The following is a 12688-nucleotide window of genomic DNA, read 5'->3' as shown; positions in this document are numbered from 1 at the left end:
CAACCTGTGGGAGCTGGCTTGCCTGCGATAGCGGTACATCAGTCACCACTGGGCTGCCTGGTCCACCGCTATCGCAGCGATGCGGCGGCCCGACAAGCCAGCTCCCACAGTTTTTGATCTCCATGTATCAGATGCAGATGTTTTCTGAGGTGACTATCTGCGGCGGTACATACACCCGATGCTTGATGGGATCGAACGCTTCGCCACTCTGCAACTCCACCAACAACTCCACCAACGCCACCGCCGTCTGCCCTGGCTGCGAATCCATCACCACATCCACCAACCCCTGGCTCAGCGCCTGGCGCGACAGCTCGGTGGACTCCTGCAAGATGCAACACAACGCCGGCCGCGTGGGCAGTTGCGCCAGGGCGCTGATGATGCCATCGCCGCCGCCGCCCACCACGCACAGGCCACGCAGGTCGGCGTGGCGGGTGATCAGGTCGAGGGTGGCTTCTTCGGTGATGTCGCAGTTGTCCAGGTTGATCAGCGGCTCCAACGGCTTGAGCCCCGGCGCGTGTTCGGCGAGGTAGCTGTGCAGGCCGGTGACGCGGGCCTGGTGGCCGAGGAAGCGATGGCCGCCGAGCAGAATGCCCACGCTGCCTTTGCGCGCGCCGCAGGTGCGGGCGAGCAGCCAGCCCATGGTGCGGCCGACCACGTGGTTGTCCTGGCCGACATAGGGTTCTGCCGCTTGCTCGTGGATATCCGAGAGCAGGGCGACCACCGGCACACCGGCTTCGCGGATCTGCGCCAACGTGGCATTGATCAGCGGGTGGGCAAAACTCACCACGGCGAGGGCGTCGCATTGCACGGCCAATTGTTCGATCTGCGCGACGATGGCGCTGGGGCTGCGATCGACGATGTAGTCGAATTGGCAGGTCAGGTTGGCGCCGGCGTGGTGCTCGGCTGCCTGGGCAATCGCCTGTGCCAGGCTGGCGTAGAACGCCTGGGCGGTGGCCAGCAGCAGGATGCCAAACCGGTAAGTCGGCCGGCGTTCGCGGATGCGCTGGCCGATCAGCCGCGCGGCAAAATAGCCCACGGCTTCGGCGGCCTGGAACACCTGTTCGGCGGTGTCTGGATTAACCGGCGCGCGGGCGTTCAACACCCGGTCGACAGTGGCCACGCTGAGGCCCGCCTGGGCGGCAACGGTGGCGATGGTTGGGCGTTTATTGTTGTTCATGGCAAGCCCTTGATGCGTCTTGATAGAAAACTATCAAGCCCCGCTGGGGCTGGATGATAGCTTGATAGGGAATGGATTCAAGGCCTTGAGAGCGATTTAGCGGTTCTCTATCGTGGGTTGCACAACGCACCTGAAATCCATGCTTGCGGAGAACAATAACAATGCCTGAACACACCGCTCACACCGCCCGGCGCGACTACAGCCTCACCGGCCCCGAAGCCGCCCGCGCCGCCGAAAGAGGCCTGGTCTCGGCCAGCTGGTATCAATCACCGATTTCCCGCAAACGTATGAAAGAACTGATGCAGCGCCGCGACGGCCCGGCCCTGCGCGACACCGCCCTGTGGGTAATCGCGCTGGCCGCCAGCGGGTTTGGCGGCTACTGGTTCTGGGGCTCCTGGGCCTGCGTGCCGTTCTTTATCGTGTATGGCGTGCTGTACGGCACCGCGTCCAACCCGCGCTGGCACGAAACCGGCCACGGCACGGCGTTCAAGACCCGCTGGATGAACGATGCGCTCTACCAGGTCGCAAGCTTCATGTGCATCTTCGAACCCCATGTGTGGCGCTGGAGCCATGCGCGGCACCACACCGACACCATCGTCGTCGGCCGCGACCCGGAGATCGTCGAGCCGCGTCCGCCGAGCTTCCTGATGATGTTCTTGAGCCTGTTCAACCTGCCCCTGGCCTGGAAGACCTTCAGCGGCGTGGCCCGTCATGCCGCCGGCAAGATGAGCGCGCAAGAGGCCGACTTCATCCCTGAATCCGAATGGCCCAAGGTGTTCCGTGCCGCACGGATCTGGGTGGGGATTTATGCCGTAGTCATCGGCGCCGCCCTCTACCTGCACAGCTGGTTGCCGCTGATGTTGGTCGGCCTGCCCAGCATTTACGGCGCCTGGCTCGGCTACCTGTTTGGCCTGACCCAGCACGTCGGCCTCGCCGAAGACGTGCTCGACCACCGCAGCAACTGCCGCACCATCTACATGAACCGCGTGCTGCGCTTTATCTACATGGACATGAACTACCACCTCGAACACCACATGTACCCGATGGTGCCGTACCACGCCCTTGAGCAACTGCACGAAGAGATCCGGGGTGACTGCCCGCCGCCGTACGCGAATCTCTTCGAGGCGTACAAGGAAATCCTGCCGACGGTGTGGAAGCAGCGCAGCGATCCGAACTACTTCATCCAGCGCCCTATTCCCAGTGTGGGCGAGCCCGTTGTGGCGAGGGAGCTTGCTCCCGCTGGGCTGCGCAGCAGCCCCAATGACGGCACCGCGTTTTTTCAGACAAATCCCGATAGTTGATCTGGGGGCCGCTTCGCAGCCCAGCGGGAGCAAGCTCCCTCGCCACAGGATTAGCCAATCACCTGGAGACAAATGCCATGAACGATCAATGGATCGACGTCTGCGCCGTGGGCGAAATAGACGAAGAAGACGTGCTGCGCTTCGACCACGGCGCACACACCTACGCGGTGTACCGCTCGGCCGAGAATGAGTTTTTTGCCACCGCCGGCCTGTGCACCCACGAGAAAATCCACCTCGCCGACGGCCTGGTGATGGACCACGTGATCGAATGCCCCAAGCACAACGGACGCTTTGACTACCGCACCGGCAAGGCCATGGGCGCGCCGGTGTGCGTCAACCTCAAGACCTACCCGGTGCGGGTCGAAGCGGGGCGGGTGTTGCTCGCCGTCACGGTGTGACGATGAACGCTCCCTTGATTATCGTCGGCGCCGGCCATGCCGGTGGCCGTGCCGCGCTGACCCTGCGTGAAGAAGGTTACAGCGGGCGGCTGATCCTGATCGGCGATGAGCCCCATCTGCCCTACGAACGGCCGCCGCTGTCCAAGGGGTTGCTGCAAGGCACTGCGGATCTGGCCGGCTACAGCCTGTGCGACCGCGAGCGCTTGGCTGCGTTGAACATCGAACATATCGCCGCCAACCCGGTGACGCAGTTGCAGCCCGAGCAACACCGCCTGCAACTTGCCGACGGCCAATGGTTGCCCTACGCCGGTTTGTTGCTGGCCACCGGTGGCCGCGCCCGGCGCTTGCCCCAGGCGCCCGCCAACGTGCTGTACCTGCGCACCCACGATGAAGCGTTGGCCCTGCGCGATGCGCTGAAGCCCGGCACGCGATTAGTGGTGGTCGGCGGTGGATTTATCGGCCTGGAAGTGGCGGCGACGGCCCGTGGCTTGGGCTGTGAAGTGACGGTGCTGGAAGCTGGGCCGCGATTGGCGGGGCGCGTGTTGCCGCCGGTCATTTCCGAGGCGTTGCTGCAATTGCATCGCGAACACGGGGTGGATGTGCGCTTGAACGTGGCACTGGAATCCATCCAGGCGGATGGCGTGCTGCTGGTGGACGGCCAGCGCGTGCCCTGCGACCGCGTGGTGGTCGGCATCGGCATGCAGCCCAATATCGAACTGGCGACGGCCGCCGGTCTGGACGTGGGGCAGGGCATTCGTGTGGATGGGTTTCTGCGCACCAGTGCGCCAAACATCTATGCGGCGGGTGATGTCTGCGAGTTTCGCCAGGATGGCCTGTACCAACGCCAGGAAACCTGGCGCAACGCCGAAGCCCAGGGCCGGCATGCGGCACTGAACCTGCTGGGGCGCGAGTTGCCCTTTGACGCGCTGCCCGGTTTCTGGTCCGACCAGTACGACTGGGGCTTGCTGACCGTGGGGGTGATGACGCCCGCCGTGGTCAGCCGCACCTTGCCCGATGGCGGTTTGTTGCTGTTCTACCTCGATGCCGAGCAGCGTTTGCAAGGCGCTTGCGGCTGGGCGCCGGGCAATGGCGCGGCCAAGGACATCAAGCTGTGTGAACGCCTGATCACGGCGCGCATGGCGCTGAACGCGGCCAACCTGGCCGACCCCGGACTGTCCCTCAAACAGCTGTTGCGAGGCTAAGATGCGCCAATTCCTGGTATTCCAATCCCTGTGGGCGATGCAGACCGAACCCGGTCCGCTGGAAGCCCAACTCGACCGCATCAAAGCCGCCGGCTTCGACGGCATCACCGACCACTACTGGAAGCCCGCCGACGTCGCCCGCCTGCACGCCGCCGCCTCGGCCAGGGGCTTGCAGATCGAGGGCCAACTGTTCCCGCAATCGGTGGACGACCTGGCGGCCGCGCTGGATGTGATCAGCCGCTACGGCTGCCACCACCTCACCTTGCAGGCCGACGTGCGTCCGCGCACCCAGGCCGAAGCGGCGCGGCTGGTGGAAGGCTGGCAGCGCCTGGCCGAGCAGGTGGACTTTCCGGTGTTGCTGGAAACCCATCGCTATCGGCTGACCAACGACCTGCTGTTCACCCTGGACTTGCTCGCGCAGATGCCGGATTTGCAACTGCTGGCCGACCTGTCCCATTACGTGGTCGGGCGCGAACTGCCCGAGCCGGGGGCCGTTGAAGATGATGAACAGATCCGCACGATCCTGCGCCACAGCTGGGGTTTTCACGGGCGTGTGGCGAGCAGTGAACAGGTGCAGGTTTCCCTGGAATTTCCCCAGCACCAACCCTGGGTGCAGCGCTTCACCGAGTGGTGGCGCTACGGGATCGAAGACTGGCTGGCGCGGCCCGACACGCCGCACAGCCTGTCCTTCACCTGCGAGCTGGGTCCGCCGCCGTATGCCATCACCGGCGCCGATGGCCGCGAGATCAGTGATCGCTGGCGCGAGGCCTTGAAGCTGCAGGCGTTGATTCGCGAGGTGTGGAGAAACTGTCAGAAATGATCTGCCAATATGTGGGAGCTGGCTTGCCTGCGATGCAGGCAACTCGGTACATCAGGCACACCTAGTCGATGCCATCGCAGGCAAGCCAGCTCCCACAAGGGTTTTGATGTGCTTTGAGGATTGTGTCAGTTCAGCAGGCCAGTACTCACCGCCACAATCAGAAACACCCCCAACAACGCCCGGTAGATCACAAACGGCCAGGTCGAGAACCGCTCCAGAAACTTCATCAACCCCCAGATCGCAAAAAACGCCGAGATGCTCGCCACCACCAGGCCAAACAACAGATGCGGCCAGGCATGCGCCGGCAAGTCGGCGTGCAGCAACACCCACAGCTCCTTCAGCCCGGCGAGGGCAATGGCCGGTAGGCCCAGCAGAAAGGAGAAACGCGCCGCTTCTTCACGCTTGAAGTTGAGGAACAGTGCGGCGGTCAACGTGGAGCCGGAGCGCGATACCCCTGGAATCAACGCACCAATCTGCGCAATGCCGACGATCAGCGCATCGCGCAGGCGCATCTCACCCATTTCCCGGGTGTGGCGTGCGCGTACTTCCGCCACGGCCAGCAGCACGGCCATGACCACGCAGGAAATGCCAATCACCATCAAGCCACGCAACGGCGAGTTGCACGCGTTCAAGGTTGAAGACAGCGCCAATCCGGCAATCCCGATGGGAATCGTCGCCAGCACAATCGCCACCGCCAGCTTGAACCAGCGGTCGTTGTAGTCGCCCCGGCGTACTGCGCTGATACTGCCGGTGGTCACTTGGCGCACGTCGCGCCAGAAGTAACTGACCACCGCCGCCAACGCTGCCAACTGCATCGCCGCCGAAAACGCCGAGCCCGGGTCTTGCCAGCCGAGCAGGGCGGGCACCACGCGCATATGGGCGGTGGACGACACTGGTAACAGTTCGGTGATGCCCTGGATCACGCCCAGGATGAAGATTTGCAAGTAATCCAGGGAGGCAAAGCCCACATCCAGGCCCGCGGTACAGACGTTGCTCACAGTGCGTGTCCTTGAGAAAAAAACGGAATCCCGCGCAGTCTAGGCTAAATGTTTCGGGATGTTGCCGTGAGCCCGCACAAATCCGCCTTCGGTTCAGCAAACAGAAAGGTTGGACAATGTATTGGCCTGCATGAAGGTTTTGTGAACAATGGCGCCCTGCATTTTTTCACCGAGAGTCCCATGCCTGAAACCACCGTAGAACTGATCCAGACCGGCCCCGAAGAAGCCGAGCTGATCCGCAATCTTTACCAGTACTACGCCTACGAGTCGTCGGACTGGGAGCAGGAAGATGTCGAAGGCGACGGCCGTTTCTACATTCATGACGAACACCTGGCGCGCTACTGGCAAGACCCGCAGTGGAGCGCCAACCTGTTGCTGGTGGACGGCTATATCGCCGGCTTCCTGCTGATCGAAGGCAGCGAAATCCCGGGGATGGACGCCCTGGAACTGGCCGACCTGTTCATTCTCAAGCGCTACCGCCGCAAAGGCATTGGCCGCGCCATCGCCACCCAGGTGCTGTGCAGCGGCGAGGCCAATTGGCTGGTGCGTTTCTATGACCAGGATGAAGTGTCCCAGGCGTTCTGGCGCACCGTGCTGGATAACCTGCCGCGCCCGGTGCAGACGCTGGAGCTGGAGGATGAACCGAACCTGGTGAGCTACTTGATCACGCGGGTGGCGCTGCATTAAACGCTTGTTGCATCACTTGTGGCGGCTGGCCGAAGGCGCGCAGGAACGCCTGGCGCATGCGCTCGCGGTCACCAAAACCGGTTTCGCGGGCCACCACTTCCACCGGGTGGCGGCTGGTTTCCATTAGCGTGCGCGCGGCTTCCACTCGCAGGGCTTCGATGGCCTTGGCCGGGGTTTGCCCGGTTTCTTCGCGGAACACCCGGCTGAACTGGCGTGGGCTGAGCCGTGCGACGTCGGCCAAGGCGTCCACGGACAGGTCGTGGGTGAGGTTTTCGCGGGCATAGGCCAGGGCCAGCTGCACGCGGTCTGATTTCGGGTCCAGCTCCAGCAACGCCGACAGCTGCGACTGCTCGCTGCCCCGGCGCTGGGCGATCACCAGTTTGCGCGCGATGCGCCGCGCCAAGTCGCTGCCCAGGTCGTTCTCGACCATGGCCAGCGCCATGTCCACGCCGGCGCTCATGCCGGCACCGGTCCAGATCTGGCCGTCCACCACGAACAAGCGGTCTTCGTCCAACTGGATGTGCGGGTAGCGCTTGCGAAAGGCCGGCGCGTGAATCCAGTGGGTGGTGGTGCGCTTGCCTTCCAGCAGGCCGGCGTCGGCCAACACAAAGATGCCCATGCACAGCGACGCGACCCGCCGCGATTGGGTGGCAGCGGCCGTGACCAACGCCAGCAGGTTGGCTTCCGGCAGGCGGAATTCCATGTAACCGCCGACGATCAGCGTGTCATAGCCCTCGGGCCGGATCGGCGTGGTGTTCACCGAGAACCCCTGGGACGTCATCACCGCGCCGCCACTCTCCGACACCAGGTGAAACGCGTACGCCGGCTCGCCCCGCAGCAGGTTCGCGCACTCGAACACCGAGCCGACACTGAGGCTCAGGCATTCAAAATTCGGGTAAACCAGCAGCGCAACGCTGTGCATCGCATCTCTCCAAGGGGCGGGGGAGGTGGGATTGTCGGCGGCTGGCGGGCAAACGGCAACCGCCAGCGTGCATGTCCGAAAACCTTGCGGATATGACGTTGTGCCGTTGCGCCCCGACTCCTAAGCTTCAACCCTCAGTCATCCCGAGGCACTCGACAATGAAAGTATTGATGGTTTTGACCTCTCACGATCAGTTGGGCAACACCGGCCGCAAGACCGGCTTCTGGCTCGAAGAGTTTGCGGCACCGTATTACGCATTCAAGGACGCAGGCGCCGACGTGGTGCTGGCATCCCCGGCCGGTGGGCAGCCGCCGCTGGACCCGGTCAGCGACCTGCCGGACTTCCAGACCGAACAGACCCACCGCTTCGCCGCCGACCCGGCCGCGCAGCAGGCCCTGGCCACTACGCTGAAGCTGGACGCGGTGAATGCCGCCGACTTCGACACCGTGTTCTACCCAGGCGGCCACGGCCCGCTGTGGGACCTGGCGGAGTCGCCGGTGTCGATCGCGCTGATCGAGTCGTTCGAGCGCGCCGGCAAGCCGATCGGTTTTGTCTGCCATGCACCGGGCGTGCTGCGTCACGTCAAGGCGGTCAACGGTGAGCCGTTGGTCAAGGGCCGTCGCGTCACCGGCTTCTCCAACTCGGAAGAAGCGGCGGTGGAATTGACCGATGTGGTGCCGTTCCTGGTGGAAGACGAGTTCAAGAAACTCGGCGGCAAGTACGAAAAAGGCGCCGATTGGCAATCCTTTGTGATTGTCGATGGCTTGCTGGTCACCGGGCAGAACCCGGGCAGCTCCAGCGATGTGGCCAAGGCGCTGCTGAAACTCACCGCGTAAGTTAATTCATCCCTGTATTGATTGGCGGCCCGTTGGGGTCGCCAAGGTTTTTGCTCGTCCCGAATTTGGAAAACCCCACATGACCCACAACGTTTTGAACACCCCGCTGCAACTGGGCCGACACACCCTGAACAACCGCATTGTGCTGCCACCGTTGACCCGCCAGCGCAGTGCCCAACCGGGTGATATCGCCACCGACTTGATGGCCGAGTATTACCGCCAGCGCGCTTCGGCGGGGTTCATGGTCAGCGAAGGCACGCAGATCGAACCGCGTGGCCAGGGGTATGCGTGGACGCCGGGCATCTACACGCCGGCGCAGATCGACGGCTGGCGCCAGGTCACCGACGCGGTGCATGCCGAGGGCGGGGTGATCTTTGCCCAGTTGTGGCATGTGGGGCGCGTGTCCCACCACGATTTGCAACCCGACGGCGCAGCGCCGGTGGCGCCGTCGGCGATCCAGCCGCAGCAGGTCAAGGCCTTTATCGAAACCACGCCGGGCGCCGGTGAACTGGTGCAACCGCCGGTGCCGCGCGCGCTGAGCACGCAAGAGGTCAAGGACCTGGTCGGGCTGTATGCCCAGGCGGCACGCAACGCGATAGCGGCCGGGTTTGATGGCGTGGAGATTCATTCGGCCAACGGTTACCTGGTCAACCAGTTCATCTCGGCCCACGCCAACCAGCGCGATGATGAATACGGTGGCTCACTGCACAACCGCCTGGGTTTCCTGCGGGAAATTGTCGAGGCCGTCAGCGCGGCCATCGGCCCGCAACGCCTGGGTGTGCGGTTTTCGCCGCTGTTCAGTGGTACGGACCAGGACCGGGTATACATCGGCCTGGTGGAAGAAGACCCGCACCACACCTACATCGAAGCCGTCAAAGTGCTGGAAGCGGCGGGCATCGCCTACCTGTCCATCGCCGAAGCCGACTGGGACAACGCGCCGGAACTGCCGGAAACCTTCCGCCGTGCGGTGCGCGAGCGCTTCAGCGGGCGCATCATCTATGCCGGGCGATATACCGCTGAACGCGGTGAGAAACTGGTGCAAGCGGGGCTGGCGGACTTGATTGCGTTTGGCCGGCCGTTCATTGCCAACCCGGATCTGCCGCAACGGTTGTTCAATGGATGGCCGCTGAATCCGCTGCGGGTTGAAGGTATGTATGGTGGTTCGGAGCAGGGTTACACCGATTACCCGACTTACCAGTCGTAGTGCGGTCAATGTGGTAGCTGGCTCCCACACAAGCACTCAATGCATCTCGTCAGAAATCCATCGCCAAAATAGACAGCTAAACGTGTGCGCGCTACCGTATCGAAAGGTAATACCTTTGAATAACGGAGCGCGTGCACTATGGCCACGTCCATCAAAATCGATGAAGACTTGAAGCATCGCATTCAGCAGTTGGCCGGTGCACGACAGCGTACCGCGCACTGGATCATGCGTGAAGCGCTCTCCCAATATGTCGAGCGCGAAGAGGCGCGTGAAAGCTTCAAGCAGGAAGCGCTGGCATCCTGGAAAGCCTACCAGGAGACCGGCTTGCACTTGACCGGGTCCGAGACCCAAAGTTGGCTTGATACATGGGGCACCGAACAGGAGTCGGAGCAGCCCAAGTGCCACGACTGATCATTACCGCCGCCGCTGTAGCCGGGTTGGAACGGTGCCGCCGCTTCCTGGCCGAGAAAGATCCCCAGGTAGCACGCAGGGCGGCTCAAACCATTAAAAACCAATTGATGCGCTTGGAAGCGGAACCCAACATCGGCAGGCCTTTCGACGAGCTACCCGAGTTGCGGGAGCTCGTCATTGCCTTTGGTGATGCGGGTTATGTTGCGTTGTATCGTTTTCTTCCCTCAGAGTCGGCAGTCTACGTATTGGCTTTCCGGCATCAGAGAGAGGCGGGTTACTGAGGCGTCAACTCACCCGCAACACAATCTTGCCAATATGCTCCCCACCTTCCATCCGCGCATGGGCCTTGTCGGCTTCGGTGTAGTCAAACACCTGATCAATCATCGGCAGGCAGCGCCCGGCTGACAGCACCGGCCATACATGCTCGCGCAATTGGTCGGCGATGGCGGCTTTCTCATCTTTGGTCCGCGCGCGCAGCAACGAGCCGGTCACAATCGCGCGTTTGCCGAGGATGCTCAGCAGGTCCACGTCATTGGCCTTGGCGCCGCCGAGAAAGCCCAGCATCACCAGGCGGCCGTCCATGCTCAACGCCTTCAGATTATTGTTGAGGTACGAGGCACCCATGATGTCGAGGATCACATTCACGCCCTGGGCGCCGATGACCTCGGCGAAGTCCTGCTCGCGATAGTTGATCGCCTCGGCACCCAGGTCACGGATGGCGGCGCATTTGTCGGCGCTGCCTGCGGTGGCGAACGTGTGGATGCCGAACTCGCGGCACAGCATCAGCGCGGTGGTGCCGATGCCACTGGTGCCGCCGTGGATCAGCACACGCTGGCCCTTGTGGGCGCCGCCGATGCCGAACAGGTTGGCCCACACGGTAAAGAAGGTTTCCGGGATCGCGGCGGCTTGAATCCACGACAGGCCGTCGGGGATCGGCAGCGCCTGGCCGGCGGGCACCGCGCAATATTGCGCGTAACCGCCGCCGTTGGTCAGCGCACAGACTTTGTCGCCAAGGGCGTATTCACTGACGCCTTCACCCAGCGCCACCACTTCACCCGCCACTTCCAGGCCGGGGATCGGGCTCATGCCGGGTTTCATCGGGTACTTGCCCGCGCGTTGCAGGGCGTCGGGGCGGTTGACCCCGGCGGCGTGCACACGGATCAGGATCTCACCGGCAGCCGGGGCGGGCACGGGCGCCTGGCGTGGCTTGAGCACCTCGGGGCCGCCGGGGGTGGTGATTTCGATCAGGGTCATGTCGGTAGGCAGGGGCATTGTGGGTGTCCTGTAACGGTGAGCGTATGGGGTGGGACCGTGGCGAGTGAGCGACAGTTCAGCACAGGCTTGCAAGCTTGCGCGCGTGGCTGGCGACACAATCGATCCCGATTGAACATCAACGCACACGGAGCGCATATGAACCAAGCAAAACTTCAGGATCTGGGGCTGTTGTTTCTAAGGACGAGCGGGGCGCTGTTGCTGCTGTGGGTGCATGGCTTGCCCAAGTTGCTCAACTACAGCGAGCAATTTCGGCTGATCGAGGACCCGTTTCACCTGGGCGCGACGGTCACGCTGTCATTGGCGATTTTCGCCGAGGTGCTGTGCCCGTTGCTGATCGTCGCCGGGGTGTTGGTGCGCTGGGCGTGTTTGCCGATCCTCGCCGTGCTGTTGATTGCGTTGCTGGTGGTCCACCCGGAGTGGAGCCTGTTCGAGGCGCAGTTCGGCTGGTTGCTGCTGATCATCTTCACCACATTGCTGATCAGCGGGCCGGGCGGTCTGGTGCTCGCTCAACAGAAGTAGAGCATCACCTGTGGCGAGGGAGCTTGCTCCCGCTGGACTGCGCAGCAGTCCCAAGCTTTTGGGGCCGCTTCGCGGCCCAGCGGGAGCAAGCTCCCTCGCCACAGGTGCGGTGTTGGTTTAGCGGCTGAGGAATGCCAACAGGTCTTCATTCAACTGCTGGGCGTGCGTCACGGCAAACCCGTGGGGCGCGTCCTTGTAGACTTTCAGCTCGGCACCCTTGATCAGCTCGGCGGCGACTTTGCCGGTGGTTTCGAACGGCACGATCTGATCGCCATCGCCGTGGATCACCAGGGTCGGTACGTCGATCTTGGCCATGTCCGGGCGGAAGTCGGTCTCGGAGAAGGCGGTGACGCAATCCACCGTCGACTTCAGCGATGCCAGCAGGGCGACCTGCAAGGTCTGGGTCTGCACGCCTTGGGAAACCACCTGGCCTTTGTTGATGCCGTAGAACGGTGCGTTGAAGTCGCTGATAAATTGCGCGCGGTCCTTCAACAGTTCGGCCTTGAACCCAGCGAACACATCCAGTGGCACACCCTGCGGGTAGTCCGCCTGCTGGCCGAAGATCGGCGTCACGGCGCCCAGCAACACCAGGCCGGCGACACGGGCGCTGCCATGGCGTGCAATGTAGCGGGACACATCGCCGCCGCCCATGGAGAAGCCCACCAGGGTCACGTCCTTGAGGTCCAAGTGCTCGATCAGCTGGGCGATGTCGTCGGCGAAGGTGTCGTAGTTGTTGCCGGTCCACGGCTGGTCCGAGCGGCCAAAGCCACGGCGGTCGAAGGCGATGGTGCGGTAGCCGCGGCTGCTCAGGTATTCCATCTGGTATTCCCACATGTCCGCATCCAGCGGCCAGCCGTGGCTGAACAGGACGGGCTTGCCGCTGCCCCAATCCTTGAAGTAGATCTGGGTGCCGTCTTTGGCAACGAATGTGCTCATGG

General features: G+C 63.2%; 15 protein-coding genes. 10 read left to right on the top strand and 5 right to left on the bottom strand.

The features are described 5' to 3' along the window. Window positions 1-127: 127 nt before the first annotated feature. Window positions 128-1177 carry a LacI family DNA-binding transcriptional regulator gene (locus tag ACU688_RS20170; protein WP_448186115.1) on the bottom strand — a complete coding sequence of 350 codons (1050 nt, stop codon included), beginning with the start codon at window positions 1175-1177 and terminating at the stop codon, window positions 128-130. Between the two features lie 161 nt (window positions 1178-1338). Here ACU688_RS20170 and ACU688_RS20165 point away from each other — a divergent pair, with 161 nt between their 5' ends. The 4 genes from ACU688_RS20165 to ACU688_RS20150 all read left to right on the top strand — a co-directional run bounded on the left by ACU688_RS20165 (window position 1339) and on the right by ACU688_RS20150 (window position 4898). Beyond that, complete coding sequence (locus tag ACU688_RS20165) at window positions 1339-2478, top strand: fatty acid desaturase family protein (protein WP_448186114.1); 1140 nt, start codon at window positions 1339-1341, stop codon at window positions 2476-2478. Between the two features lie 77 nt (window positions 2479-2555). Then, window positions 2556-2876: a MocE family 2Fe-2S type ferredoxin gene (locus ACU688_RS20160; RefSeq protein WP_017735293.1), complete on the top strand. Its 321-nt coding sequence runs from the start codon at window positions 2556-2558 to the stop codon at window positions 2874-2876. 2 nt (window positions 2877-2878) lie between these two features. After that, window positions 2879-4078, top strand: a complete 1200-nt coding sequence (locus ACU688_RS20155; protein ID WP_448186113.1) for an NAD(P)/FAD-dependent oxidoreductase — start codon at window positions 2879-2881, stop codon at window positions 4076-4078. A 1-nt stretch (window position 4079) separates the two neighbouring features. Then, window positions 4080-4898 (top strand): sugar phosphate isomerase/epimerase family protein, encoded by an 819-nt coding sequence (locus ACU688_RS20150; RefSeq protein ID WP_448186112.1) that lies wholly within the window; start codon window positions 4080-4082, stop codon window positions 4896-4898. A gap of 125 nt (window positions 4899-5023) precedes the next feature. Here the strand turns inward: ACU688_RS20150 and ACU688_RS20145 are convergent, their stop codons facing one another. Beyond that, entirely contained in the window at window positions 5024-5896 is an 873-nt protein-coding gene (locus tag ACU688_RS20145) for an undecaprenyl-diphosphate phosphatase (RefSeq protein ID WP_448186111.1), read from the bottom strand. 180 nt (window positions 5897-6076) lie between these two features. On the opposite strand from ACU688_RS20145, the gene ACU688_RS20140 reads away from it, so the two are divergent. Continuing rightward, window positions 6077-6583 carry a GNAT family N-acetyltransferase gene (locus ACU688_RS20140; protein WP_207044479.1) on the top strand — a complete coding sequence of 169 codons (507 nt, stop codon included), beginning with the start codon at window positions 6077-6079 and terminating at the stop codon, window positions 6581-6583. On the opposite strand, the gene ACU688_RS20135 is transcribed toward ACU688_RS20140, so the two are convergent. Next, on the bottom strand, window positions 6561-7505 hold the full coding sequence (locus tag ACU688_RS20135; protein ID WP_448186110.1) for a GlxA family transcriptional regulator: 945 nt from the start codon (window positions 7503-7505) through the stop codon (window positions 6561-6563). The genes ACU688_RS20140 and ACU688_RS20135 overlap by 23 nt on opposite strands. 158 nt (window positions 7506-7663) lie before the next feature. Between ACU688_RS20135 and ACU688_RS20130 the strand changes: the two genes are divergently transcribed. The 4 genes from ACU688_RS20130 (at window position 7664) to ACU688_RS20115 (ending at window position 10237) form a co-directional block, all read left to right on the top strand. Beyond that, on the top strand, window positions 7664-8341 hold the full coding sequence (locus ACU688_RS20130) for a type 1 glutamine amidotransferase domain-containing protein (protein ID WP_448186109.1): 678 nt from the start codon (window positions 7664-7666) through the stop codon (window positions 8339-8341). A 79-nt stretch (window positions 8342-8420) separates the two neighbouring features. Then, window positions 8421-9545, top strand: a complete 1125-nt coding sequence (locus tag ACU688_RS20125) for an alkene reductase (protein WP_448186108.1) — start codon at window positions 8421-8423, stop codon at window positions 9543-9545. Between the two features lie 138 nt (window positions 9546-9683). Beyond that, on the top strand, window positions 9684-9956 hold the full coding sequence (locus ACU688_RS20120; RefSeq protein ID WP_448186107.1) for a CopG family ribbon-helix-helix protein: 273 nt from the start codon (window positions 9684-9686) through the stop codon (window positions 9954-9956). Then, window positions 9944-10237 carry a type II toxin-antitoxin system RelE/ParE family toxin gene (locus ACU688_RS20115; protein WP_448186106.1) on the top strand — a complete coding sequence of 98 codons (294 nt, stop codon included), beginning with the start codon at window positions 9944-9946 and terminating at the stop codon, window positions 10235-10237. Before ACU688_RS20120 ends, ACU688_RS20115 begins: the two co-directional genes overlap by 13 nt. Before the next feature lie 4 nt (window positions 10238-10241). Here ACU688_RS20115 and ACU688_RS20110 read toward each other — a convergent pair whose 3' ends face one another. Beyond that, window positions 10242-11228 (bottom strand): NAD(P)H-quinone oxidoreductase, encoded by a 987-nt coding sequence (locus tag ACU688_RS20110; RefSeq protein ID WP_448186105.1) that lies wholly within the window; start codon window positions 11226-11228, stop codon window positions 10242-10244. 138 nt (window positions 11229-11366) lie between these two features. Here ACU688_RS20110 and ACU688_RS20105 point away from each other — a divergent pair, with 138 nt between their 5' ends. After that, the gene (locus ACU688_RS20105; protein WP_448186104.1) at window positions 11367-11750 is read left to right on the top strand and encodes a DoxX family protein; all 384 of its coding nucleotides are present in this window, start codon (window positions 11367-11369) and stop codon (window positions 11748-11750) included. Window positions 11751-11867: 117 nt separating this feature from the next. Here ACU688_RS20105 and ACU688_RS20100 read toward each other — a convergent pair whose 3' ends face one another. After that, a complete protein-coding gene (locus ACU688_RS20100) occupies window positions 11868-12686 on the bottom strand; it encodes an alpha/beta fold hydrolase (protein WP_448186103.1) in 819 nt (272 codons plus the stop codon). Window positions 12687-12688: the final 2 nt, after the last annotated feature.

The organism is Pseudomonas acericola (SeqCode), assembly GCF_053456465.1.
Note: the sequence above shows the minus strand (reverse complement) of the source record. Positions and strands in the feature narration are given on the sequence as shown.